At 72.1% G+C, this 24,934-nt stretch carries 19 protein-coding genes; 6 read left to right on the top strand and 13 right to left on the bottom strand.

What is annotated here, in order from left to right; translation table 11 throughout:
- Positions 1–113 precede the first annotated feature (113 nt).
- Entirely contained in the window at positions 114–2,639 is a 2,526-nt protein-coding gene (locus AB0E62_RS29860; RefSeq protein ID WP_318202086.1) for an ATP-dependent Clp protease ATP-binding subunit, read from the top strand.
- A 54-nt stretch (positions 2,640–2,693) separates the two neighbouring features.
- Here the strand turns inward: AB0E62_RS29860 and AB0E62_RS29865 are convergent, their stop codons facing one another.
- Both AB0E62_RS29865 and AB0E62_RS29870 read right to left on the bottom strand, forming a co-directional pair.
- On the bottom strand, positions 2,694–5,690 hold the full coding sequence (locus AB0E62_RS29865; RefSeq protein WP_362200557.1) for an NACHT domain-containing protein: 2,997 nt from the start codon (positions 5,688–5,690) through the stop codon (positions 2,694–2,696).
- 60 nt (positions 5,691–5,750) lie between these two features.
- A complete protein-coding gene (locus tag AB0E62_RS29870) occupies positions 5,751–6,392 on the bottom strand; it encodes an HAD family acid phosphatase (RefSeq protein ID WP_362200560.1) in 642 nt (213 codons plus the stop codon).
- A gap of 474 nt (positions 6,393–6,866) precedes the next feature.
- Between AB0E62_RS29870 and AB0E62_RS29875 the strand changes: the two genes are divergently transcribed.
- Positions 6,867–7,418 (top strand): M23 family metallopeptidase, encoded by a 552-nt coding sequence (locus AB0E62_RS29875; protein WP_362200563.1) that lies wholly within the window; start codon positions 6,867–6,869, stop codon positions 7,416–7,418.
- Positions 7,419–7,433: 15 nt separating this feature from the next.
- On the opposite strand, the gene AB0E62_RS29880 is transcribed toward AB0E62_RS29875, so the two are convergent.
- Positions 7,434–8,033 (bottom strand): helix-turn-helix domain-containing protein, encoded by a 600-nt coding sequence (locus AB0E62_RS29880; protein WP_362200566.1) that lies wholly within the window; start codon positions 8,031–8,033, stop codon positions 7,434–7,436.
- Between the two features lie 125 nt (positions 8,034–8,158).
- Here AB0E62_RS29880 and AB0E62_RS29885 point away from each other — a divergent pair, with 125 nt between their 5' ends.
- Positions 8,159–9,721: an MDR family MFS transporter gene (locus AB0E62_RS29885; RefSeq protein WP_362200569.1), complete on the top strand. Its 1,563-nt coding sequence runs from the start codon at positions 8,159–8,161 to the stop codon at positions 9,719–9,721.
- A 118-nt stretch (positions 9,722–9,839) separates the two neighbouring features.
- Here the strand turns inward: AB0E62_RS29885 and AB0E62_RS29890 are convergent, their stop codons facing one another.
- From AB0E62_RS29890 to AB0E62_RS29915, 6 genes are all read right to left on the bottom strand, one after another.
- A complete protein-coding gene (locus AB0E62_RS29890; protein WP_362200572.1) occupies positions 9,840–10,601 on the bottom strand; it encodes an SDR family oxidoreductase in 762 nt (253 codons plus the stop codon).
- Positions 10,602–10,682: 81 nt separating this feature from the next.
- Complete coding sequence (cseC, locus tag AB0E62_RS29895; RefSeq protein ID WP_362200575.1) at positions 10,683–12,026, bottom strand: two-component system sensor histidine kinase CseC; 1,344 nt, start codon at positions 12,024–12,026, stop codon at positions 10,683–10,685.
- 10 nt (positions 12,027–12,036) lie between these two features.
- On the bottom strand, positions 12,037–12,735 hold the full coding sequence (gene cseB, locus AB0E62_RS29900) for a two-component system response regulator CseB (protein ID WP_362200578.1): 699 nt from the start codon (positions 12,733–12,735) through the stop codon (positions 12,037–12,039).
- A gap of 37 nt (positions 12,736–12,772) precedes the next feature.
- Complete coding sequence (locus tag AB0E62_RS29905; protein WP_362200581.1) at positions 12,773–13,375, bottom strand: hypothetical protein; 603 nt, start codon at positions 13,373–13,375, stop codon at positions 12,773–12,775.
- 41 nt (positions 13,376–13,416) lie between these two features.
- Positions 13,417–13,956: a SigE family RNA polymerase sigma factor gene (locus AB0E62_RS29910; RefSeq protein WP_030606104.1), complete on the bottom strand. Its 540-nt coding sequence runs from the start codon at positions 13,954–13,956 to the stop codon at positions 13,417–13,419.
- Between the two features lie 273 nt (positions 13,957–14,229).
- Positions 14,230–15,105 (bottom strand): A/G-specific adenine glycosylase, encoded by an 876-nt coding sequence (locus AB0E62_RS29915; protein WP_362200584.1) that lies wholly within the window; start codon positions 15,103–15,105, stop codon positions 14,230–14,232.
- 178 nt (positions 15,106–15,283) lie between these two features.
- Here AB0E62_RS29915 and AB0E62_RS29920 point away from each other — a divergent pair, with 178 nt between their 5' ends.
- Positions 15,284–16,117, top strand: a complete 834-nt coding sequence (locus AB0E62_RS29920) for a hypothetical protein (RefSeq protein WP_362200587.1) — start codon at positions 15,284–15,286, stop codon at positions 16,115–16,117.
- Positions 16,118–16,283: 166 nt separating this feature from the next.
- Here the strand turns inward: AB0E62_RS29920 and disA are convergent, their stop codons facing one another.
- Both disA and radA read right to left on the bottom strand, forming a co-directional pair.
- Entirely contained in the window at positions 16,284–17,408 is a 1,125-nt protein-coding gene (gene disA / locus AB0E62_RS29925) for a DNA integrity scanning diadenylate cyclase DisA (RefSeq protein WP_362200590.1), read from the bottom strand.
- 80 nt (positions 17,409–17,488) lie between these two features.
- Positions 17,489–18,898, bottom strand: a complete 1,410-nt coding sequence (gene radA / locus AB0E62_RS29930; protein WP_362200593.1) for a DNA repair protein RadA — start codon at positions 18,896–18,898, stop codon at positions 17,489–17,491.
- 184 nt (positions 18,899–19,082) lie between these two features.
- Between radA and AB0E62_RS29935 the strand changes: the two genes are divergently transcribed.
- Entirely contained in the window at positions 19,083–20,957 is a 1,875-nt protein-coding gene (locus tag AB0E62_RS29935; protein WP_362200596.1) for a hypothetical protein, read from the top strand.
- 655 nt (positions 20,958–21,612) lie between these two features.
- On the opposite strand, the gene AB0E62_RS29940 is transcribed toward AB0E62_RS29935, so the two are convergent.
- Entirely contained in the window at positions 21,613–22,470 is an 858-nt protein-coding gene (locus AB0E62_RS29940) for a hypothetical protein (protein ID WP_362200599.1), read from the bottom strand.
- 71 nt (positions 22,471–22,541) lie between these two features.
- Between AB0E62_RS29940 and AB0E62_RS29945 the strand changes: the two genes are divergently transcribed.
- Positions 22,542–23,474: a Ppx/GppA phosphatase family protein gene (locus AB0E62_RS29945; protein WP_362200602.1), complete on the top strand. Its 933-nt coding sequence runs from the start codon at positions 22,542–22,544 to the stop codon at positions 23,472–23,474.
- 100 nt (positions 23,475–23,574) lie between these two features.
- Here AB0E62_RS29945 and AB0E62_RS29950 read toward each other — a convergent pair whose 3' ends face one another.
- Positions 23,575–24,879 (bottom strand): MFS transporter, encoded by a 1,305-nt coding sequence (locus tag AB0E62_RS29950; protein WP_362200605.1) that lies wholly within the window; start codon positions 24,877–24,879, stop codon positions 23,575–23,577.
- Between the last annotated feature and the right edge of the window lie 55 nt (positions 24,880–24,934).

Consider the following 24,934-nt stretch of genomic DNA (forward strand, 5'->3'; position numbering starts at 1 on the left):
ATCGACGGTGTCGGCAGTTGGAATGAGCGGTCCCCGCTTGCGGGACTAAGCTGCGGAAGGACAGGGAGGGGAAGTTCCCCCCACTGCCTGACCGCTCTGAGGAGCGATTAACGATGTTCGAGAGGTTCACCGACCGCGCGCGGCGGGTTGTCGTCCTGGCTCAGGAAGAAGCCCGGATGCTCAACCACAACTACATCGGCACCGAGCACATCCTCCTGGGTCTCATCCACGAGGGCGAAGGTGTCGCCGCTAAGGCCCTGGAGAGCCTCGGCATTTCGCTTGAGGCGGTCCGCCAGCAGGTGGAGGAGATCATCGGTCAGGGCCAGCAGGCCCCGTCCGGCCACATTCCCTTCACCCCCCGTGCCAAGAAGGTCCTGGAGCTGTCGCTCCGCGAGGCCCTTCAGCTGGGCCACAACTACATCGGCACGGAGCACATCCTGCTCGGCCTGATCCGCGAGGGCGAGGGCGTCGCCGCCCAGGTCCTGGTCAAGCTGGGCGCAGACCTCAACCGGGTGCGGCAGCAGGTCATCCAGCTGCTCTCCGGGTACCAGGGCAAGGAGACGGCCACCGCGGGCGGCCCGGCCGAGGGCACCCCCTCGACCTCTCTCGTCCTGGACCAGTTCGGCCGCAACCTCACCCAGGCCGCTCGTGAGTCCAAGCTCGACCCGGTCATCGGGCGCGAGAAGGAGATCGAGCGGGTCATGCAGGTGCTGTCCCGCCGTACGAAGAACAACCCCGTCCTGATCGGTGAGCCGGGCGTCGGCAAGACCGCCGTGGTCGAGGGCCTGGCCCAGGCCATCGTCAAGGGCGAGGTCCCCGAGACGCTCAAGGACAAGCACCTCTACACGCTGGACCTCGGCGCCCTGGTCGCCGGCTCCCGCTACCGCGGTGACTTCGAGGAGCGCCTGAAGAAGGTGCTCAAGGAGATCCGCACCCGCGGCGACATCATCCTGTTCATCGACGAGCTGCACACGCTGGTCGGTGCGGGAGCCGCCGAGGGCGCCATCGACGCGGCGAGCATCCTGAAGCCGATGCTGGCCCGCGGCGAACTCCAGACCATCGGTGCGACCACGCTGGACGAGTACCGCAAGCACCTGGAGAAGGACGCGGCCCTCGAGCGCCGCTTCCAGCCCATCCAGGTCGCCGAGCCGTCCCTGCCGCACACGATCGAGATCCTCAAGGGCCTGCGCGACCGGTACGAGGCGCACCACCGCGTCTCGATCACGGACGAGGCCCTGGTCCAGGCGGCCACCCTGGCCGACCGCTACATCTCGGACCGCTTCCTGCCGGACAAGGCGATCGACCTGATCGACGAGGCCGGCTCGCGGATGCGCATCCGCCGGATGACCGCTCCGCCGGACCTGCGCGAGTTCGACGAGAAGATCGCCGGCGTCCGCCGGGACAAGGAGTCCGCGATCGACTCGCAGGACTTCGAGAAGGCCGCCTCGCTGCGCGACAAGGAGAAGCAGCTCCTCGCCGCCAAGGCGAAGCGGGAGAAGGAGTGGAAGGCCGGCGACATGGACGTCGTCGCCGAGGTCGACGGCGAGCTGATCGCCGAGGTCCTCGCCACGGCCACCGGCATCCCGGTCTTCAAGCTGACCGAGGAGGAGTCCAGCCGCCTGCTCCGCATGGAGGAGGAGCTGCACAAGCGGGTCATCGGCCAGAACGACGCCGTCAAGGCGCTGTCGAAGGCGATCCGCCGTACCCGCGCCGGTCTGAAGGACCCGAAGCGTCCGGGTGGTTCGTTCATCTTCGCCGGCCCGTCCGGTGTCGGTAAGACCGAGCTGTCCAAGGCGCTCGCCGAGTTCCTCTTCGGTGACGAGGACGCGCTGATCTCCCTCGACATGTCGGAGTTCAGCGAGAAGCACACGGTCTCCCGTCTCTTCGGTTCGCCCCCCGGCTACGTGGGCTACGAGGAGGGCGGCCAGCTGACGGAGAAGGTGCGCCGCAAGCCGTTCTCGGTCGTCCTGTTCGACGAGGTCGAGAAGGCCCACCCGGACATCTTCAACTCGCTGCTGCAGATCCTGGAGGACGGCCGCCTGACCGACTCCCAGGGCCGGGTCGTGGACTTCAAGAACACGGTCATCATCATGACGACCAACCTCGGCACCCGGGACATCTCCAAGGGCTTCAACCTCGGCTTCGCCGCCGCGGGTGACACGAAGACCAACTACGAGCGCATGAAGAACAAGGTGTCGGACGAGCTGAAGCAGCACTTCCGCCCCGAGTTCCTCAACCGCGTGGACGACGTGGTCGTCTTCCCGCAGCTCACGCAGGAGGACATCCTGCGGATCGTCGACCTCATGGTCGGCAAGGTGGACGAGCGCCTGAAGGACCGGGACATGGGCATCGAGCTCTCCCAGTCCGCCAAGGAGCTGCTGTCCAAGAAGGGTTACGACCCGGTGCTGGGCGCCCGGCCGCTGCGCCGCACGATCCAGCGCGAGATCGAGGACACGCTCTCGGAGAAGATCCTCTTCGGCGAGCTGCGCCCCGGTCACATCGTGGTCGTGGACACCGAGGGCGAGGGCGACGCCGCCACGTTCACCTTCCGCGGTGAGGAGAAGTCGGCTCTGCCGGACGCCCCGCCGATCGAGCAGGCCGCGGGCGGAGCGGGTCCGAACCTGAGCAAGGACGCGTAGGCCTCCGGCGGTTCAGCCGGGTGAAGGGGCCGGTGCCTTTGGGCGCCGGCCCCTTCAGCCTTGCAGCAGAGCCACTCGCGCGTGCGGGAAGAGGGCCTCGACGTGGGAGAGCGCAAGGTCGAGGTGGGTCGCCACGCTGACCGAGCGCAGGCCCGGGAGCCGGGCTGCCAGAGTGGACAGATCCTCCGTGCCGAGTGCCCAGTAGACGCGCAACGCCCGGATGCCGGGGAGTTCTGGAATGTCGAGATGGAGCGGGGCCGGTTCGGACAGGCCGCCGAGCCGTCTCCAGTCGTCGGCCGACAGGTAGGCGGGCAGCAGTCCGAGGCTCAGCGTGCGCAGATCCGTCCAGTGCTCGAGCCCGCGCAGCCGTGTGTCCTGGATGCTGTACTCGTCAAGGTGGAGGAACTCCAGCGGAGCGTCGACCGGCAGGACCTGGCGGAGATCGGTGCCGGGCAGCCGCTGGTTCACGGAGAGCCTGGTGAGCGACCGCAAGGCACGCAGTCCGTTCACCTCGGCGATGTTCGAGCAGTCGAACCGCGCGAGCGGCAACTCGGCGAGGCCCTCCACACCGCCTGCCGCGGGGCAGTCGTACACCGACAGAGCGCGCAGGGAACGGAACGGCGCCAGGGCGCCCAGATCGGTCAGTTCCGGGTCGGCCGACAGGGTGAGGGCCGTCACCGCCTCCGGTGCCGGTACCGCGGCGAGGATGTCCTCGATCCGGTGCTCGCCCCTGAAGTGCAGGCGGTGCCACGGACGCATCCGGGCCAGCGTCGCGCGCTGCTCCGCCGACTCGCAGGTCAGGACGAGGTCCGTGCGGTCCAGGTGGTCCAGCACCTCGGCCGCGTAGACACCGGCGTCGAAGCGCCCCCAGGTGCCCACGAGTTGCCGCCGCACATCCAGGTCCGGGTGGTCCCGGAACCGCCGTAGCACGGCCAGCGCGGCGTCCGGCTCCTCCGTCCCCAGCAGGGAGGCGGTGACCGTGACTCCGTGTGCCTCCTCGTCCGTGAGGCCCTCCGGTCCCGGCAGCAGTTCCAGGACCAGCGGGCCCGCCTCCGCCAGGGCCTTCGCGTCCTCCTTCGTCCGGGGCGGGATCAGCGCGCCCGCCCGCTCCTCGACCTCCGACCGGACGCCCGGGTCCAGAGCCGCCGCGTGCTCCAGGCAGGCCAGGGCCAGCAGGGTCAGGCGTGGGGTGTCACGGGCCAGCAACCGGCGCAGGACCGAGACCCGTTCGCGGGGCCTCGCCTGGGCCACCGCCATGCGGATGACGTCCTCCCACTGGGTGTCGTCGGCGTGGCTGACCAGGACGTCGAGATGGCCCTCCGCCACCGCGTAGCGCGCGCCCAGGTAGTCCTGGAAGGTGCGGTGGACGAAGTCGGCCACCCCCTCCGCCGGCTGCCGCAGCAGGCCGCTGCGCAGCAGCAGCGCCCGCAGCACCGTCGCCGCGTCCCCGGACGCCGACGCGATCGCGGGCAGGCAGCGCTCCACGATTCCCTCGGCCGTATCGAGGTCCATCTCCGTGCGGCCGCTGAGCACCAGCGCGTACGCCAGCCGCTGGAGCAGCTCCAGCTGGGCCTCCTCGCCCAGTTCGGCGCCCATGCCCCGCTCCCGGTCCCGGCGGGCGAGGAGCATGGTGAGGGCGGCGTCGTACAACTCCTTGCGGCCGGTGGGGAGATAGCCCCGGCGTTCCCGGTGCAGGGCGCAGATCAGGCCGCACATCAGCGGGTTGGTGGCCAGCCGGGCCAGGTCGCGCTTGGTGCGCAGCGAGTCCAGCAGCGGCTGTTCGTACTCCGGCGCCCGCGCGGCCTCGTGCCAGCGGCGCACGAACGTGGCCACCTCGGCACGGCGCATCGGGGCCAGGGTCAGTTCCCGGAAGCCCTCCTCGCCCAGCCAGTCGGGGCGTACGGCGGTCGGGCGGGAGGTCAGGAGGACGGCGTTGCCGGGGTAGGCCGCGAGCAGGGAGCGCAGCCAGTGGCGGACGCCGTGGCGGTCGGTGGCCGGGATCTCGTCCAGGCCGTCGACCAGGAGCAGGCCCCGGCCCGCGGCCAGCACGCGCTCGGCCCAGCCCTGGGGCGGGGTCAGCGGACAGCTCACCGCCGTCAGGAAGCCGTCCGGCGCGGGCAGCGGGCCGGTGCGGACCAGGGTGCGCAGCGGGAGGACGAAGGGGATCCGGCCGGCGTCGCGGGCCGCGGTGACCGCCAGCCACTGCACCAGCGTCGTCTTGCCGGAACCGGCGTCCCCGCGCAGGAGGACGCGGGAGCCGCCGGTCAGCGCCTCCTCTGCGGGCAGCCGGCCGGGGGTGGCGGGCGGGCGCTCCGCGGATTCCGGGCCGCGTGGCCACTCGTCCTGGATGGTCGCCTCCAGGCTGAGGTAGGCGACTTCGAGCGGCCAGCGGTCGGGGGAGTCACGCAGGTCGATGCCGTAGATGGTGATGTGGTCGTGGCGATCGGCGAGGTAGGGCAGGTAACGGCGTTCGAAGGCCGTGTCGCGGGCGTCGGGGCGCGGGGTGCGGGCGATCAGCTCGTCCACCTTCGCTATCAGCTCCGCCTGGGCGCGGCTCTGCTCCACCAGGGTGCGGGCCACGAAGGACGACCGCCGGGTGAAGAACTCCAGGATGTGCAGGCAGGCCCACTCGGCGGCGGAGTCGAGGAAGGCGTGGGCGTCGGTGGACAGACCGACAGGAGGCGGGGCGTGGCGCAGCAGCCGCCGGGCGAGTTCCGTGCTGCCCAGCCGTACGGCCTGCACGTCCTCCATCTCCAGCTCCCCGAGGGCGAGCAGGCGGCGGGCGAGTGCGTCGGCGACGGCCGCCTGCTCGTCGGCGGGGAACGGGGGCTCGCCCGGCGACTCCACCGCCTGGGCCACGATCCGCTCGGCCAGCCGGTGGACCTCCTTCTCGCCCAGGGTCCGCTTCTCGCCCCGGAACGACACCAGCGCCGACAGCCGTACCGGCCGGTCGACCAGGGCCGCGCCCGGGCCGTCCTGGACGAAGAGTTTCCTCACCAGCGGGCCGATCAGGCTCGAGACCAGCTTGCCGCCCAGTACCGCCGGCTCCATCCGTCACCCCCGTGTGCGTACGGCGTATGGAGAGAGCCTAGTCAGTGGGGACGCGGGGTGTTACGACAACTGGCCGTCGTAGTCGGGCAGTTTGAAGGCCCTCTCGGCGTGGCCGCCGGACAGGTCCGTGGGGTTGTTGCCGATGTTGGCGATGATCGTGTAGCCGTCCTTCTCGATGCCGGCGCGCTGGGCGGTCTTGTAGGCGGCGACGTCCTCGAAGAGGTCGGTCAGGCCGCGCACGCGCAGGCCGGAGACCTCGTAGCCGTCGTGTTCGAGGTTGTACTCGGTGGGCCAGTACAGGACGCCGGGGCGGGCGGTGACGAAGAAGAGGGAGACGCCGTGCTCCTGGGCGTAGCGGGCGGCGTCGAGGACGGGCCGGTTGGCGGGCTGGGGGTAGCTGAAGCCGAAGTCGGTCTCCAGGGCGGTGTTGTCGATGTCGAGGACGATCGCCTGTCTCTCGCCGGGCCGGGCGGCGGCGATGCGCTGCTTCAGGTACGGCAGGGCCTGGTCCATGACCGCCTGGCAGTCCTTCTGCCAGGTGGCGCGGTCGGCCTTCGCGGCGGCGGCCACCGGACGGGCCGAGGCCGCCGGCGTGCTGTCCGCCGCCTGTACGGCCGGGGCGGTCTGTACGGCCAGGGCGGCCAGCGCGGCCACGGAGACGGCGGTCACGGAGCTGCGGCGCGCCCAGGGGCGTCTGGTCATCGGTGGGGGTCCTCTCACGTCCGTACGCGCGTCCGTACGCGTCCTGAATGACAGGGGCATGATCCGGGCCGAGGGTGGCGCGGGAGGAACGACAGGGTTACCGGGCGGTAGGCGGACAGCGGCCTGGGTCACAATTCCGTGCCCGCCGGGTTATCCGGCCGGTGATGTGCCGCACAGGACCTACGTCACCTACTAAGGCGCTCAGTGGATGGAAATAGGCGGATAAAAGGGACTTTTATCCCGGAAGTCGCGGCGGAGGGCGAGGGAAAGTCCGACGTCAGGGAGGGTGGCTCCCGGACCGGATGAGTGCCGGTAATTGTCTGTTTTGGAAGCCATCTACTACTCGGTGCCGTAGAGAGGCTCTTTGTCAGGCTTCGGGGTGCTCGGTTACCAAGTAATGGCCGCTTCGGTGGATGTCCTCGTGGACGTCCGCGCACCGGGCGGCCGACCAGTCCCCGAACTCACGAGGTCACGATGTTCCGACGCTTCACGTCCCGCTCCGCCCGTACGTCCTCGCTCCGCACCCGCGTGGCCGTCCTGGCCGCCGGTTTCGGCGCCACGGCCGTGCTGGGCACCGGGGTCGCGAGCGCCGCCACCGCGTCCGCCACGTCCTGGGTCGACCCGGTGAAGCACTACACGCTCTCCGCCGGTTACATGCAGGCCGGCAGCCACTGGGTCGCCAAGCACAGCGGTCAGGACTTCGCCGTGCCGACCGGCACCGAGGTCGTCGCCGCGCACGGCGGCACCGTCGTCAAGGCCGGCCCCAACGGCGCCGGCGACGGTCCGGCGTACGGCAACGCCGTCGTCATCAAGCACGGCAACGGCACCTACTCGCAGTACGCGCACCTGTCCCGCATCGACGTGCGGATCGGTCAGGTCGTGCGGACCGGCCAGCACATCGCGCTGTCCGGCTCCACCGGCAACTCCACCGGTCCCCACCTGCACTTCGAGATCCGCACCACCCCGAACTACGGCTCCGCCGTCAACCCGGTCGCGTTCCTGCGCTCCCACGGCGTGACGGTCTGACCGTCCGACCTGCTCCTAGCCCTTGCGGCAGGCGTGTTCGTGCGCCTGCCGGATCATGTCCAAGGCGACTTCGAGAACGGCCGCGCGCCTCTTCTCGGAGTCGCCTTCGACGTCCTGGAGCACGAACATCCCGGCGTGCAGCGTGAACATCGCGCTGACCGAGCGCACCTGGTCCACCAGCTCCGCCTCGGGGTCGACGAGGATGTCCCGCAGTCCGCGCATCCGGTCCTGGAAGGTCTCGCCGATGCGCAGCTCCCGTACCGTCGCCTGGTTCTCCTGCATGAAGCGGAAGAGGCGTTCCGCGCCCGCCAGCGCCTCGCTGTAGCGGCGGATGATCTCCTCTTTGGTCTCCAGGGTGCCCGGCTGCCGACGGCCCCACTCGATCAGGTCCTCGATCGGCTTCGTCAGGTCCTCGAAGAGGCTGACGATGATCTCTTCCTTCGTCTTGAAGTGGTAGTACAGCGCCGCCTTGGTGACCTCGAGGTGCTCGGCGATCTCCCGCAGGGAGGTCTTCTCGTAGCCCTGGTCCGCGAAGAGTTCGAGGGCCACGTCCTGGATGCGCTGGCGGGTGTTGCCGCGGCGCTGCTGCTTGGTGCCGTCCATGGTGCCGCCCATCCTCGTACTCCTCGCGCTCCCGCGGAAACTTACTTGACGCCCGGCTAGTAACGCGTCTACCTTCCAGTGTAGTGAGAACTAGCCGGGCGGCAAGTAAGTACTGCCCTGGGGGAAACGGAAAAACGATGGCGGACACAGTAGAAGGCGTCATAGCGGGCAAACGCCCCAGAAGTGTGCGAGTGGTTCTGCTCGCCCTCATGATCGCGATGATGCTCGCGATGCTCGACAACATGATCGTGGGCACGGCGATGCCGACGATCGTGGGCGAACTGGGCGGCCTGGAGCACCTCTCCTGGGTCGTCACCGGCTACACCCTGGCCACTGCGGCCTCCACCCCGGTCTGGGGCAAGATCGGCGACATGTACGGGCGCAAGGGCGCCTTCCTCAGCTCCATCGTGATCTTCCTCATCGGCTCGGCGCTGAGCGGCATGGCGCAGGACATGGGCCAGCTGATCGGGTTCCGGGCCGTGCAGGGGCTCGGCGCCGGCGGTCTCATGGTCGGCGTCATGGCGATCATCGGCGACCTGGTGCCGCCCCGGGAGCGGGGCAAGTACCAGGGCATGATGGCCGGCGTGATGGCACTGGCCATGATCGGCGGCCCGCTGGTCGGCGGCACCATCACCGACAACTGGGGCTGGCGCTGGGCCTTCTACATCAACCTGCCGCTGGGCGCGGTCGCTCTCGCGCTGGTCACCGTCGTGCTCCAGCTGCCGAGGAAGCGGTCCAAGGCGGGCATCGACTACCTGGGCGTCGTCCTGCTGACCGTCGGCATCACCGCGATCGTGCTGGTCACCACCTGGGGCGGCACCGAGTACGCCTGGACCTCCGCGCGGATCATGGAGCTGACCGGCATCGGCGTGGCCGCGCTGATCGGGTTCGTGTTCTGGCAGACCAAGGCCGCCGAGCCGGTGCTGCCGCTGCACATCTTCAGGAGCCGCAACTTCACCCTGATGGCCGTCATCGGCTTCATCACCGGCTTCGTGATGTTCGGCGCCACGCTGTTCCTGCCGCTGTACCAGCAGGCGGTGCAGGGCGCGTCCGCGACCAACTCCGGCCTGCTGCTCCTGCCGATGCTCGGCGCGATGCTCGTGACGTCGATGATCGCCGGACGGATCACCACCAACACCGGCCGGTACAAGGTCTTCCCGATCGCCGGCGGCGCCCTGATGATCGTCGGCCTGTACCTGCTGTCGACCATGGACACGGGCACCAGCCGGCTCACCTCCGGCGTCTTCATGGCCGTGGTCGGCGCGGGCATGGGCTGCCTGATGCAGATCACCATGCTGGTCGCGCAGAACAGCGTGCAGCTGAAGGACATGGGCGTGGCCTCCTCCTCGGCCACCCTCTTCCGCACGCTCGGCTCCTCCTTCGGCGTCGCCATCATGGGCGCGCTGTTCAACCACCGGGTCCAGGACGTCATGGCCGAGCGGGCCGGCACGGTGGGCTCGAAGCTCACCGCGAAGTCGGCGCAGCTCGACGCGGACAGCCTGAACAAGCTGCCGGCGGCGGCCCGCGAGGCCTACCAGCACGCGGTGTCCGCGGGAACGCACTCCGCGTTCCTGCTGGGCGCCGGGATCGCGGTGCTGGTGCTGATCGCGTCCCTGTTCGTCAAGGAAGTGCCGCTGCAGGGCGGGCCGAAGGCCGCCGGCGCCGACGCGGCGCCGCAGCCGATGGCCGAGGCCCTCTGAGCCTCCCCGGACCGAAGGCCCCGGCGCGTGTCCGCCGCCGGGGCCTTCGGCCGTTCCTTCCGGCTCTCCTGCGGGGTGTCTGCTCCGAGGGCGACGCCGGCCGGTGCCGCCGCGCGGGTCAGCGCAGGGTGTAGCCGCCGTCGGGATACAGCGTCGAGCCGGTCGTGAAGCCGTTGGCGAACAGGAACACCACGGCCTGTGCGATCTCGTCCTCCGTGCCGAGCCGGTGCAGCAGCGTGTCCCTGCGGTACTGCGCGAACGCCGCCTCCCGGTCCGCGGCGGGACGGCCCGCCCACAGGTTCCCGTCGACGGTGCCGGGCGAGACGACATTGACCCGGACCGGCGCCAGCTCGACCGCCAGACCGCGCCCCAGCCCCTCGATCGCCGCGTTGCAGGCCGCGTACGCGGGCGCGGGTGCCGGCGGCCGCGCCCCGGCCGCGCCGGACATCAGGACCACCGAACCGTCGGCGGCCAGCTTGGGCGCGGCGTGCCGGACGGCGTGGTACTGGCCCCAGAACTTGGAGACGAACGGGCTCTCGGCGTCCTCGTCGCTCAGGGCGAGCATGGGGCCGACCCGGTAGGAGGCGGCCGAGGTGAACAGGTGGTCCACCCGCTCCAGCGGTGCGAAGAACGCGGCCAGGGACGCCTTGTCGGTGATGTCCACGGTCCGCCAGACGGCCGCCGGGCCCAGCCGCTCGGCGGCGGCGGCCAGCCGGGCCGGGGTCCGTCCGCCCAGCACCACCTCGGCACCCGCCGCCACGGCCTGGTGCGCCACCCGCAGCCCGATGCCCGAACCACCGCCGATCAGCACCACGGTGCGCCCCCGGAGCGGGGCGGCGCGGGAGGAGTCGGGGCCGGGGGAGGAGGTGCGGCTGCTCATCGGTGCTCCGTGCGGCTGTGGGCGGACAGGGGCGACCGTGCCCAACTCGCCCGCCCCCGACGGTATTCCGCGCCGCTCCCCTCAGGACACCGGCAGCACCGGATAGCTGCCGGTGCTGGTCGGGGCGTGCTCCGGCAGCCACAGGACGGCCACCGCGCCCTCCGCGGGCCGCTCGGCGGGCGTGCCGGCGGGGCGTACGTTGCGGAAGGTCAGCCGGGCGCCGAGCACCCGTGCCTGGCCGGCCGCGATGGTCAGTCCCAGCCCGTGGCCCTGCCCGGCGCGGTCCTTGCTGCCGGTGCGGAACCGGCTCGGCCCCTCCGCCAGCAGTTCCTCGGGGAAGCCGGGGCCGTGGTCGCGGACCCGGATGACCCGCCCCTCCACGGTGACCTCGACCGGCGGGCGGCCGTGCCGGGCGGCGTTGGCGAGCAGGTTGAAGAGGACCCGCTCCAGGCGCCGCGGATCGGTGGTGACCTCCGACTCGTGCACCACCCGTACGGCGATGTCCGGGTCCTTGGCCGCCACCCGGCGCGCCACGAACTCGCCCAGCATGATGTCCTGGAGCTCCGCCCGCTCCGAGGCGCTGTCCAGCCGGGCCACCTCGAGCACGTCCTCGACCAGCGTGCGCATCGCCTTCGCGCGGTCCAGGACCAGTTCCGTGGGTCGGCCGGGCGGCAGCAGCTCGGCCGCCGTGAGCAGGCCGGTCACCGGGGTGCGCAGCTCGTGCGCGATGTCGGCGGTGACCCGCCGCTCGGCCTCCAGCCGCTGCCGCAGCGCGTCCGCCATGGCGTCCACCGCGCGCGCGAGATCGTCGGTCTCGTCCCGTACGACCCCGCCGATGGCCTCGCGCACCCGCACGTCGGTCTCGCCGTTGGCGACCCGGTTCGCCGCCGCGGCGGCCTTGCGCAGCCGGCGCGACAGCTGGCCGCCGATCAGCACGCCCAGCGCGCTGCCGCCGAGCACCACCGCGACCGAGCCGATGACCAGGGCCTGGTCCAGGTCCTTGAGCATGTCGGTGCTGCGGTCGGGCAGATGCATGTGCACGGACAGCACATGGCCGCCCTTGACCGGTACGGCCGCCCAGATGTCCGGGTCCTTGCCGTGCCCGGAGACGTCACTGGCCCGCCGGGCCCGCTCGACGCTCCGGCGCAGCGCCTCCGGCAGCTCGGGGTCGTCCACCTTGACGTAGGGGAAGACCGGCCCCCGGTTCAGTTCGTAGTTGCGCTGGGCCAGCACCAGGCGGTCGTTGGCCAGCTCGCGCGCGTTGTCCAGCATCGAGACCCGGGCCGCGTTGTGCACGACCAGGCTGAGCACGACCGCCACCAGACCGGCCACCAGCGCGATCGCCGCGCTCAGCTTCCATCTCAGCCCCGTGCGCAGTCCCGCGCGCTCCATGCGCCGGACCGGGTGCCGCAAGATCCCCCGCATACCGGCCCGCTCAGGCCTTCAGCTTGTAGCCGAAGCCGCGGACCGTCTCGATCCGGTCCTGGCCGATCTTCTGCCGCAGCCGCTGCACATGCACGTCCACGACCCGGGTGTCCCCGCCCCAGCCGTAGTCCCACACGCGTTCCAGCAGCCTGTCGCGGGAGAGCACGGTGCCCGGCGCGGAGGAGAACTCCAGCAGCAGCCGCATCTCGGTCGGGGTGAGCGCCACCGGCTGCCCGGCCCGCCGTACCTCCATGCCGTCGGTGTCGATCTCCAGGTCCCCGAAGGCCAGCGTGCCGGCGGCCGAGGCCCCGGACTCCTGCGCCCGCTCCCCGCCGGCGTGCCCGAAGCGGCGCAGCACCGCACGGATCCGGGCGACCAGCACGGCGCCGTCGAACGGCTTGGTCACATAGTCGTCGGCGCCCGCCTCCAGGCCGAGGACGACGTCGATGGAGTCGGCGCGCGCCGACAGCATGATCACCGGGACGGTCGACTCGTCCCGGATCCGCCGGCACAGGCTGACCCCGTCCAGGCCCGGCACCATGACGTCCAGCAGGGCGATGTCCGGCCGGTCCGCCCGGAACGCCTCCAGGCCGGACAGGCCGTCGGGCATCGCGGTGACCGCGAAGCCGTCCCGCTCCAGGGCGAGCTGGGTGGCCTCGCGGATGACGTCGTCGTCCTCGACGAACAGGACGTGGGTCTGGTCTGCCATCCCGGTGTTCTCAGTCCTCGTGGTGTGCGTGCGGGGGTCAGGGGGACGGTACGGGCTGCGGGGACGCGTCGGTGGAATTGCCGTACTCGTTGCGGGTGGGTTTGCCGGGGACGAACCGGCCCGCCTTCCAGGTGTAGGGGGTCACGATGTCACCGGAGGGGCTGGAGATCGGGTCGTTCTGCTCGTAATACTGCCTGGTCACCGACAGGGTGCCGCCGTCGATCTCCGCGTAGACCGGGGGCTCCTCGCTCTTGAAGACGTTCTTGAACGCGCCGTTCACGTCCCGGTAGACGTACGAGCCGATGCCGACCCAGTCCGCGCAGGTCATCACGTTGATGACGACGTCGTCCACCGGGGCGTCGGTGAGGTCTCCGTACGAGACGTCCACCTGGTAGTCGTCGCCGTCGCACGGCTTCAGCTCCCGCTTGACCGCCGGCGACACCTGGGGGTCGCGTTCGAGCAGGGCCACGGCGTCCACCCGCCGGAACTTGCCGAAGGCGGTCCCGGCGGAGGGGGAGGCGTCGGCCACCGCCCCGGCCGAGGCGTGCGCCGGGCCCTCGTCCCGGGCACCGGTGCCCCCGCTGCCGCAGGCGGCGAGGAAAAGGGCGAGGGCGGCGAGCGCGGCCCCCACCGCGATCACCGCCTGTGAACTCCCTCGGACCCGTTCGGATCCGGCCCCGGTCAGGCCGCGCAACGCTCCCGCTCCTCACGCTCCAGCGCGCGTGCGTCCAGATCGCGGGCCTCCAGCTCCTCGCGGAGCCGGGCGAGCGCCCGGTGCAGCGTGCTCTTGACCGTACCGGCCGACATGCCGAGGGCCGCGGCCGTCTCCTCTGTGGACATCTGCTCCCAGTGTCGCAGCACCACGACACTGCGCTGCTTCGGTGCGAGGACCTTCAGGACGTCCATCAGCAGGGCCCGGTCGGCGTGCTGCTCGGTGGCGTCGTCCACGGAGGCGTCCGGCAGCTGCTCGGTCGGGACCTCCTCCAGCTTGCGCGCCCGCCACCACTCGGTCCGCGTGTTGATCATGACCCGGCGCAGATAGGCGTCGGCGAGCCGCTTGTCGGCGATGCCCTCCCAGCGGCCGTACGTCCGCACCAGCGCGGTCTGCAGCAGGTCCTGGGCGTCGACCGGGTCCGGGACCAGCCGGCGGGCGCTGCGCAGCAGCGCGTCCTGCCGGGTGCGGACGTACTCCTCGAATTCGAGCACCTCGCCCTGCGCCATGATCGACCGCCTCCGTTCCCCGTCGCGCCCCCGGCTCGTGCCGGAGGTCCCGCTGTCCCGTGCCCGGTGGTCCGCCGGGCACGGAGAAGAAACTACGGAGCGGTTGTCACGGGGCTGTGCGGACCAGCCTGCGGCCGGCCCTCGGCTGTCCGTCGGTTGTGTAACGGAGGCCGCACCGGGGTATGGCGCAAGGGAATTACGTCCCTTTATGCGGCGATCTGCCGCATCGGTTCCTTCGTAACGGAAGCCGCAGGACTGTGATCTGGCTGTACGTCAGCCGAGCGGCAGCCGGTACAGACCGCCGGGCAGCGGCTCCACCAGGCCGTCCGCGACCAGCCCGTCCAGCGCGCGGGCCCGCTGCACCGGCTCGTGCCACACCCGGTCCAGCACCGCCTGCGGCACCGGCGCGTGCGCCTCCCGCAGCACGGCCAGCAGCTTGCCGCGCACCTGCCGGTCCGTACCGGCGTACGTCTGCCCGCGCCGCGGCGGCCCCGCGTGCTCCGGCTTGCCCGCCAGCCGCCAGGCGCACTGCGCGGCGATCGGGCACCGCCCGCACCCCTCGTTCCTCGCCGTGCACACCAGCGCGCCCAGCTCCATGGAGGCGGCGGCCCACCGCGCGGCGGTCCGCTCGTCCTCGGGCAGCAGCTCCCGCGCCAGGCGCCGCTCGGCGGCCGTGGTCGCGTTCGGCGGGTACTGCACCCCGGTCACCGCCCGCGCGATCACCCGGCGCACATTGGTGTCCAGTACCGCGTGCCGCTGCCCGTACGCGAAGGACGCGACGGCCGCGGCCGTGTACTCGCCGATCCCGGGCAGCGCCAGCAGCTGCGCGTGGTCCGTCGGCACGTCCCCGCCGTGCCGCTCCGTTATGGCGACCGCGGCGCCGTGCAGCCGCAGGGCGCGGCGCGGGTAGCCGAGCCGGCCCCAGGCGCGCACGGCCTCGCCGGGCGCCTCCTTCGCCAGGTCGGCGGGGCGCGGCCAGCGGGCCAGCCATTCCTCGTAGACGGGCAGGACCCGGCTCACCGGGGTCTGCTGGAGCATGAACTCGCTGACCATCACGCCCCACGGGCCCGCCTCCGGGCGGCGCCAGGGGAGGTCACGGGCATGGGCGTCGAACCAGGCGATCACGGGGGCGTGGAGCTTCTCAGTCATGGCCCTTCGATCCTGCCACGGGTGGCCGGGCCGCGTGCGTGAGGGCGCGGTCACCGAGCGTGGCGAAGGGGGAAGAACCGTGCCGTCCAACGCAGTTACCAAATGATGATCCGGAAAAGTTCACCGCGTCGCGGCGGGTGACGCGAGCAAGCGCGGCGATCTCTCGTACAGTTTGCGCGTGGGATCTCTGCGCAATCCGGTCGGGCCGCTTCCCTCCTCCATCTACTGGCGTCGGAGGGTCGTACTGCTGTCCGTGGTCGCCCTGTTGGCGCTGGTGATCACGCTGATCGTCACCACCGGCGGCGGGGGCGGAAAGAAGGGCACCGCCGGGTCCGACGGCAAGAACCCCACGCATGTCATCACGCCCGGACCGAGTCCGTCCGGCTCCGCGATCAGCCAACACCCGGGCGGGCGCGACGAGTCGGGCGGCGGCGACACCGGCGGCGGCGCGGCCTCCGGGGGCTCCGGCACCGGCGGTGCGACCGGGTCGGCCGGTTCTTCCGGCGGCTCGTCCGGCGCCGGCGGCTCCTCCGGCTCGGCCGGTGCCCCGGGCGCGGGTTCCGGTGCCGCCGTCGCCGCGGACGACGCGCTCCCCGGCTCCACCGCGCTGTCCGACTGCACGGCCACCGCGGTGCAGTTGAGCCTGCGCAGCGTGCGCAACTCCTACTCGCCGGACCAGACCCCGACCTTCGAACTCACCGCGCGCAACGGCTCGTCGGCGGACTGCAAGGTCGATCTCGGTCCGGAACACGCGGTGTTGACGATCACCCCGGCGGACGGCGACGACCCCTTCTGGTCCTCGGACGACTGCCCCAAGGGCCCGGGCAGCCTCGCCTTCCGGGTGCCGGCCGGCCAGAGCATCACCTACACCGTCAAGTGGGACCGCAAGCCGAGCACCGCCCACTGCGGCACGCCGTCCGGCGGCCCGGCGAAGCCCGGTACGTACCTGCTGGAGGCCAAGGCCCCGGGTCACGGCAAGCTCCAGGCGTCGTTCGTCCTGTCAGCGGACTGACGGGACGGCACCCCCGAAGGGGCGCGGGGCCGTGACACTGCGCGGCCGCGCCGCGTGGGCGCGAGTGGCCGCAGCCGCCGTACGACGCAAGGGCCCGAGTGGCCGCAGCGCACCCGCAGCCGCCGTACGACGCAAGGGCCCGAGCTGTCAGGCGCCCCGCCGGACCTCAGACGTACCGCTCCAGGATCGACGACTCCGCCAGCCGCGACAGCCCCTCCCGTACGCTGCGCGCCCGCGCCTCGCCCACGCCGTCCACGGCCTGCAGGTCGTCCACGCTCGCGGCCAGCAGCTTCTGCAGGCCCCCGAAGTGCTCCACCAGCCGGTCGATGATGGCGCCCGGCAGCCGCGGCACCTTGGCCAGCAGGCGGAAGCCGCGCGGCGAGACCGCGGAGTCCAGCGACTCGGGCGACGCGGTGTAGCCCAGCGCACGCGCCACCGTGCCCAGTTCCAGCAGCTCCGCGTGGGTCAGCGCGTCCAGCTCGGCCAGCGCCTCCTCGACGGTGCGGGACCGCTTGGCCGTCGGCTCGGGCACGTAGTCGCGGACGACCAGTTCCCGGTCCGGCTCCACGCCCGCGATCAACTCCTCCAGCTGGAGCGCGAGAAGCCGGCCGTCGGTGCCCAGCTCGACCACGTACTCGGCGATCTCGGTGGCGATGCGGCGGACCATCTCCAGCCGCTGCGCGACCGCCGAGACGTCCCGGACCGTCACCAGGTCCTCGATCTCCAGCGCCGACAGCGTGCCCGCGACCTCGTCCAGCCGCAGCTTGTACCGCTCCAGGGTCGCCAGCGCCTGGTTCGCGCGGGAGAGGATCGCCGCCGAGTCCTCCAGGACGCGCCGCTGACCGTCCACGTACAGGGCGATCAGCCGCATCGACTGGGAGACCGAGACCACCGGGAAGCCGACCTGCTTGCTCACCCGGTCCGCCGTGCGGTGCCGGGTGCCCGTCTCCTCGGTGGGGATCGTCGGGTCCGGCACCAGCTGCACGCCCGCGCGCAGGATCTTCGACAGGTCCGACGACAGCACGATGCCGCCGTCCAGCTTGCACAGCTCGCGCAGCCGGGTGGCGGTGAACTCGACGTCCAGCACGAACCCGCCCGTGCACATCGCCTCCACCGTCTTGTCGGAGCCGAGGACGATGAGACCGCCGGTGTTGCCGCGCAGGACCCGCTCCAGGCCGTCCCGCAGGGGCGTGCCCGGCGCCACGGCGCTCAGCGAGGCGCGCATCAGACCCTCGGAACCGGCACTCCCACCGGACTTGCCGGGAGCCGCTGCCCGGTCGTTGGCTGCCACTGCACTCCTCCGGTCGCAGGTTCTGACGCGCTCCCGCACCCGCACTCGGTTCGTACGGACGGGCGAGACCAGGGCAAAGTCTACCGGCGCTCCTCCGCCTCCCGTGGGGCCTCTCGGCGACGGGAGCGCGGCAGGACCCGCAGCGCCTCGCCCATGTCGGCGACCTCCAGCACCTTCATGCCGGACGGCACCCTCCCCGGATCGGACGGTACGAGGGCGTGGGTGAAGCCCAGCCGGTGCGCCTCGGCGAGCCTGCGCTGCACCCCCGTGACCCGTCTGACCTCGCCGGCCAGGCCCACCTCGCCGATCGCCACCAGGTTCTTCGGCAGCGGGGTGTCGCTGGCGGCGGAGGCGAGCGCGAGCGCGACGGCGAGGTCGGCGGCGGGCTCCGACAGCTTCACGCCGCCCACCGTCGCGGAGTAGATGTCCCGCTTGCCGAGCGCGCTGATCCGGCCGCGCTGCTCCAGGACGGCGAGCATCATCGACACCCGCGAGGTCTCCAGACCGGACGTCGTGCGCCGCGGGGAGGGGATCTGCGAGTCCACGGTCAGCGCCTGCACCTCGGCCACCAGCGGGCGGCGGCCCTCCAGGGTGACGGTCAGGCAGGTGCCCGGCACCGGCTCGGCGCGGCGGGTCAGGAACAGGCCGCTGGGGTCGGCGAGGCCCGTGATGCCCTCGTCGTGCAGTTCGAAGCAGCCGACCTCGTCCGTCGCCCCGTACCGGTTCTTCACGCCCCGCACCAGGCGCAGGCGGGCGTGCCGGTCGCCCTCGAAGTGCAGGACGACGTCCACCAGGTGTTCCAGGAGGCGGGGGCCGGCGATGGCGCCGTCCTTCGTGACGTGGCCCACCAGCAGCGTGGACATGCCGCGCTCCTTGGAGGCGCGGATCAGGGCACCGGCCACCTCCCGGACCTGTGCCATGCCGCCGGGCGCGCCGTCGATCTCGGGCGAGGCGACCGTCTGCACCGAGTCGAGGACCAGCAGGGACGGCTTGACCTCGTCCAGGTGGCCGAGGACGGCGGACAGGTCGGTCTCCGCGGCCAGGTACAGATGGTCGTCCAGGGCGCCGATGCGGTCGGCGCGCAGCCGGACCTGGCTCGCCGACTCCTCGCCGGTGACATAGAGGGTGCGGTGCTCGGCGCTCGCCGACTTGGCGGCCACGTCCAGCAGCAGCGTGGACTTGCCGACGCCCGGCTCGCCCGCGAGCAGGACGACCGCGCCGGGTACGAGGCCGCCGCCGAGCACCCGGTCCAGCTCGGGCACGCCGGTGGTACGGGCGGTGGCCTGCCGGCCGTCGACCTGGCCGATGGGCAGCGCCGAGGTGCTCACCCGGCCCGGCGCCGTCGTGCGCACAGCGGGCGCGCCGTACTCCTCGACCGTGCCCCACGCCTGGCATTCGGGGCAGCGGCCGAGCCACTTGGCCGTCTGCCAGCCGCACTCCGTGCAGCGGTACGACGGGCGGTCCTTGGTGGTCTTGGTACGGGCAGCCATGCGGAAACCGTAGCCCCCCGCACTGACAACGCGGCCGGGGCGAGCGCTTCCGGCCGGTGCCCACCGGCATACGGGTGCGGAACAAAGCATTCCTGTCCCCTTATGAGGGATCGTTTCACCCGTATGGATTAAAACTGCTCAAGGTTCCGGAATGAGCACTCCACCGACGCCTACGGTCGCACGGGTGATGAGCAGCAGTCCGGAGACGACCACCCGCACGACCGGGGCGCGCCAGGCGCACAGCGAGGCGTGTGACGCAGGACAGGCACGTGAGGCGGGTGCGGCCCGCGAGGCCCGTGAGGCGCGCGACCGGGCCGCCGCGCGCGCCATCGCCCAGCGCACTCCGGCGCGCTACGACCCGTATCTGGACGGCCTGTTCACCTACTGCCTGTCGGTGCTGTGCGACCACGACGCGGCCACCGACGCCCTCGCCGACGCCCTCGCGGTGGCCGAGCGGCGCGGCCATCGCCTCCCCGAGTCCGCCGACGACCTCAGAGCCTGGCTGTACGCCCTGTCCCGCTGGGCGTGCCTGCGCCGGCTGGCCGAGGCGAAGCGGAAACGTCAGCGGGCGCATGCGGCGGGGCGGGGCGGGACCGTGGGGAGAGGCGCGGAGGGCGGGCGAGGAGCGGAGAGCGGGCGAGGAGCGGTGACGGGCGCCGGGGCGCCGCTCGGCCAAGGCACCGGGGCCGGGGCCGGGACCGGTGCCGGCGCAGACGCCGGAAGAGGTGCGGCCAGAGGTGCCGGGAAGGGCGTTCCGGAGACGGCTCCCGGGCCGGAGGCCGACGAGCGGCTGCGCCGTGAACTCGCCCTGCTGGCCTGGCCGGAGGCGGCCGGCACCACCCCCGAGCAGCGCGAGGCCCTGGAACTCGCCGTCCGCCACCGCCTCGCCGCCCACGAGGTCGCCGCCGTCCTCGGCCTGCGGCCCGCCGCCGCACGCGAACTGCTGGCCTCCGCCGCCTGCGAGGTCGAGCGCACCCGGGCGGCCCTCGCCGTCGTCGAGGCGGGCGGCTGTCCGAGCGTGGCCCACCTCACCGGCGACAGCCGGCTGGTGCTGAGCACGACCCTGCGCCACGAGCTGGTCCGGCACGTGGACGACTGTCCGCGCTGCCGCCGCACCGCCGAGCGTGCCGTCCCCGGCCGCTGGCCCGGCGCCACGGTCACCCCCGCCGAGCTGCCCGTCCTGGAGGCACCGCGCCCGGCCCTGCACAGGGCGCTGGCCCACCAGCCACGCGCGCGCGGGCCCGTACCCCGCTTCGACCGGCGCGGCTTCCCGATGGACGCCAAGGACCGCGCGGCCCGCCGCGACCGGATGCGGGCGCGTGCCGTGACGACGACGGTGGTCGCCACGGTCGTCGCCGCGCCCGTCCTCGCGCTGTGGGCCGCGTACCGGGGCGGCCCGGCCGGGGAGGACGACGGCCCGTCCGCGACCGCGCGCGAGGCCCAGGGCCCCGACGCGTTCGGCGACGGCCCGGCCGGGGGCTACGAGAACGCGGGGAGCGCCAGGGCGAAGACGGGTCCGCGCATCGGCGGCGACGGCAAGGCGGACGTCTCCGTGCAGGTGGTGAGCGTCGGCGGGACGACGCGGAGGGACACGGCCCGGCTGACGGTCGGCGCGGCGAACGAGGGCGACACCACGCTGATCACCCTCACGGCGTCCCCGGAGTCGTCCGAGGTCCGCTGGTCGGTGTCCACGCCGGCCGCGTGGCTCTACTTCAGCCGGTCGTCGGGGACCCTCGCGCCCGGCCGGACGCTGACGATCAAGGTGTACGTCGATCATCTCCGTGAGCCGTCCGGCCCCTGGCACGCGCGCGTGGCGGTGGCCCCGGCGGGCGCGGTCGTCTCCATCGACGGCTACGGCACGGCACCGACCCGCCCGGCCCCCCGTCCGTCCTCCGCACCCCCCTCTCCGGCCCCGTCCACACCCGCGCCCCCTCCACCGGCCCCCTCCTCCGCACCCCCGGAACCGACACCGCCCCCGTCGAGCCCCCCACCGCCCACGCCGGAAGCGACGCCCTCCACCCCGCCCGAATCGACGACACCGAGCCCTTCGGGAAGCTAGGGAGCGGGGACCAACCACGGGTCATCCCGCCCGGAGGGAAAGCTACGCCGGCTGACGGAAAAGACCCGCAGGCTGCCGGGACGGCGGAACGCGGGTCGGGCCGACGGGTCGGCGCGGCGGGGCCGGGTCGGAGCGGGCTCGGCGGGGCGGGTCGGGGTGGCGCTGTGAACGCCGTGGACGGGGAGCGAGGCCGGGGCGGCGGACGGGCGGGGCGAAACGGCGGACCGGGAGACGAGCGGCACGGCTGGGATGGGGGCGGGCTCGGCGGGGTTGGGGCGGGGCGAAACGGCGGACCGGGAGACGAGCGGCACGGCTGGGATGGGGGCGGGCTCGGCGGGGTTGGGGCGGCGATATCAAGGTCCGGGACGGCGGTCCGAGGAAGGTCCGGGACGGCGGTCCGAGGAGCGAGGCGTCGCCACCTCACCCGCCGGGCCCGGGGGCTTCCTCGATCCGGGCCCGGGGTGCTTCGTCTGAGGACTTGGCGGCCTTTCGTTCCCCTCGTTCCCCGGTTCCCCGGTCCCCCGGTTCCGTGGTCCGGCCGCAGTCCGGTCTGCCGGCTCATTCCGCCTGTCGGGCTTCGTTCACCGTGCGGGGTCGCGGTACCGCCCCTCCCGACCCGGGCGCGCCGGCCCGCCGGGCTGGGACACCCCCCCCGCTAGACCCCCGGGTCCGCCGGATGCGGGGCCACCAGGGGCAGCTGGGATGCCAGGCGCTGTTCGCACAGTTCGGCCAGGCGGTCGTAGCCGGCCTTGCCCATCAGTTCGGTCAGTTCGGCGCGGTAGGAGACGTAGACCGGCTCACCCGCCCCGTGGGCGGACGTCGCCGAGGTGCACCACCAGTGCAGGTCGTGGCCGCCCGGGCCCCAGCCCCGGCGGTCGTACTCGCCGATGGACACCTGGAGCACGCGCGTGTCGTCCGGGCGGTCGATCCAGTCGTACGTCCGCCGGACCGGCAGCTGCCAGCACACGTCCGGCTTGGTCTCCAGCGGCTCCCGGCCCTCCCTCAGGGCCAGGATGTGCAGCGAGCAGCCCGCGCCGCCCGGGAACCCCGGCCGGTTCTGGAAGATGCACGAGCCCTGGAACGGCCGGGTCTGCCGGGAGCCCTCCTCGTCCTCGGAGATCCAGCCGCCCCGCGTGCCCTCGTCGTGGTGCTGCCAGATGTCCGGGGTGAGCCGTGCCACGTGCTCGGCGACCCGCTTCTCGTCGTCCTCGTCGGAGAAGTGCGCGCCCAGTGAGCAGCAGCCGTCGTCCGCGCGCCCCGCCTGGATGCCCTGGCAGCCGCTGCCGAAGATGCAGTTCCAGCGCGAGGTCAGCCAGGTCAGGTCGCACCGGAAGACCTGCTCGTCGTCCGCCGGGTCCGGGAACTCCACCCAGGCGCGGGCGAAGTCGAGCCCTTTCTCGTCGCTCACCTTCGCCTCCTCGAGTGCTTTGGCGGCCTTGCGCTCTTTGTCCGCCTTGCCGACCTTGACGTTCTTGGCGTCCTTGTCGGTCTTTGCCTTCTTCGTCTTTGGCACCCGTCCAGGGTAAGTGGCGGGGAAGCACCGGGGACACCGAGGACGGACGTTCTGGCAGTAGCGTTCCGTATATGAGACTCGGTGTCCTGGACGTGGGTTCGAACACGGTGCATCTGCTGGTGGTGGACGCCCACCCCGGCGCGCGCCCGCTGCCCGCGTACTCCCACAAGGTCGAACTCCGGCTCGCCCAACTCCTCGACGACCGGGGCGCCATCGGCGACGACGGCATCGACAGGCTGATCGACGTCGTCCAGGACGCGCTCCGGGCCGCCGAGGACAAGGGCGTCGAGGACCTGCTGCCGTTCGCGACCTCCGCCGTCCGCGAGGCCGGCAACGCCGACGACGTCCTGGGGCGCGTGGCCGACAAGACCGGCGTACGCCTCCAGGTCCTCAGCGGCGCGGAGGAGGCCCGGCTCACCTTCCTCGCCGTCCGCCGCTGGTTCGGCTGGTCCGCCGGGAAGCTGCTGGTCCTGGACATCGGCGGCGGCTCCCTGGAGATCGCCTACGGCATGGACGAGGAGCCGGACGCGGCGGTCTCCCTGCCGCTCGGCGCCGGCCGCCTCACCGCCGGCTGGCTGCCCGGCGACCCGCCCGACCCCGAGGACGTGCGCGCCCTGCGCCGCCACGTCCGCACCGAGATCGCCCGCACGGTCGGCGAGTTCGCCCGCTTCGGCGCCCCGGACCACGTGGTGGCCACCTCCAAGACCTTCAAGCAGCTCGCCCGCATAGCCGGTGCCGCCCGCAGCGCCGACGGCCTCTACGTCCAGCGGGAACTCAAGCGGCAATCCCTGGAGGCGTGGGTACCGAAACTCGCCGGCATGACCACCGGCCAGCGTGCCGGACTCCCCGGCGTGTCCGAGGGCAGGGCCGGCCAGCTGCTCGCGGGCGCCCTGGTGGCCGAGGCCGCGATGGACCTCTTCGACGTGGAGCGCCTGGAGATCTGCCCGTGGGCCCTCAGGGAGGGCGTGATCCTGCGGCGCCTCGACCACATGGTCGCGGCCTAGCGTCCCGGACGACGCCGGCGTTTCCGGAGATCGTGGCAGGTGCGGCGCAGCTCCCGGATGCGACCGCACTGGATGGTGTCATGTGACCTGTGCGGGTGTCTCAGGTGTGCGGTGTTTCGGACGGGCAGGGATCAGCGGGTGGCTTCTTCGCAGTTTGATCGCTTGTGGCTGCCGATGCCTGGAGCGGGGATGTGGAGCGCCGAAGTGCCCGGACCTGCGGAGAAGACAGGGCGGCAAGGGTGGCGAGTACGACGACGGTTGCGCAGCCGGCCAGAGCCGTGCCCGAACCGAAACGTTGGGCAACAGGACCAGCGGCGAGCAGAGCGAGCGGAGCGAAGGCCAGGGATCCGAACAGGTCGTAGGAACTGACGCGAGAGAGGACCTGTTCGGGGATCTCGTGTTGCAGCGTGCTGGCCCACAGGACGTTGAAGACGTCGCTGGCGACACCCGCACAGAACATGGCGGTGGCGATCAGCCACAGAGGGGCCGAGATGCTCAGGAACAGCATGGGAAAAGCGGCCGGGAAGGTGGCGATGACCGCGACCAGAACGGGGCGGCTGGCCTGAACTCGTACGGCAAGTCCGGCACCGGCGATGGCTCCCAGTGCCTGGGCAGCCACGATGACCGACCAGGATCTGGCACCCTCCAGATGTTGCTGGGCCGCCAGCGGTCCCAGAACTGCGAGGGTCGCGCTGAAGACGGAGACCACGGCCGTGCACTGGATCACCACCACCCACAGCCACTGCCTCGAGGCGAATTCGTGCCAGCCCTCGCGCAGGTCCGCCCACACGGACGACGTGGCGGCCGGCTTTGCCGGCAATCGCAGGCGGCCTGTCAGCAGTGCACTGATGGCGAACGAGACGGCGTTCAGGGCCAGCCCCCAGCCTGCGCCGACCCACGCGACGACCACGCCCGACAGCGCCAGCCCGAGAAGGAGGCAGGTGTTCGTACTCATCCGCAGGAGACCGTTGGCCTGCTGCAACCGTTCTGCGGGTACCACGAGCGGTACGAGGCCGTCCATCGCTGGCGCGAACAGAGCGGTCGCCAGTCCGGCTGTCCCCGCCAGAGCACACATCCCAGCGAGGGGTGCATGTCCGGACAACGCCATGGCAGCCAGCCCGGTGTAGGCCAACGCTCCCACGCCATCGGCGATGACCATGAGCCGGGACCGCGACATCCGGTCAGCGATCACACCACCGAACAGGATGAACACCAGCTGAGGCAGCGACTGGCAGGCCAGCACCGCAGACAGCTTCCCAGGACTGGCGCCGGGAAGATCCAGCACAGCGAAAGCCAGGGCCACCCGAGCAAACCCATTGCCCAGAACCGAGATCGTCCGAGCCGACGCGAGCAGAACGAACCGCTGGTCACGCCACAGCACTGACCTTCCCGTAGTGATCGTCACGAGTACGAACCCTAGGACGCGGAACAGATCGCAGAGTCACAATGAGCCACCTGTT

This window comes from Streptomyces sp. NPDC038707, from assembly GCF_040636485.1.
In the GTDB taxonomy this organism is placed as follows: Bacteria; Actinomycetota; Actinomycetes; order Streptomycetales; family Streptomycetaceae; genus Streptomyces.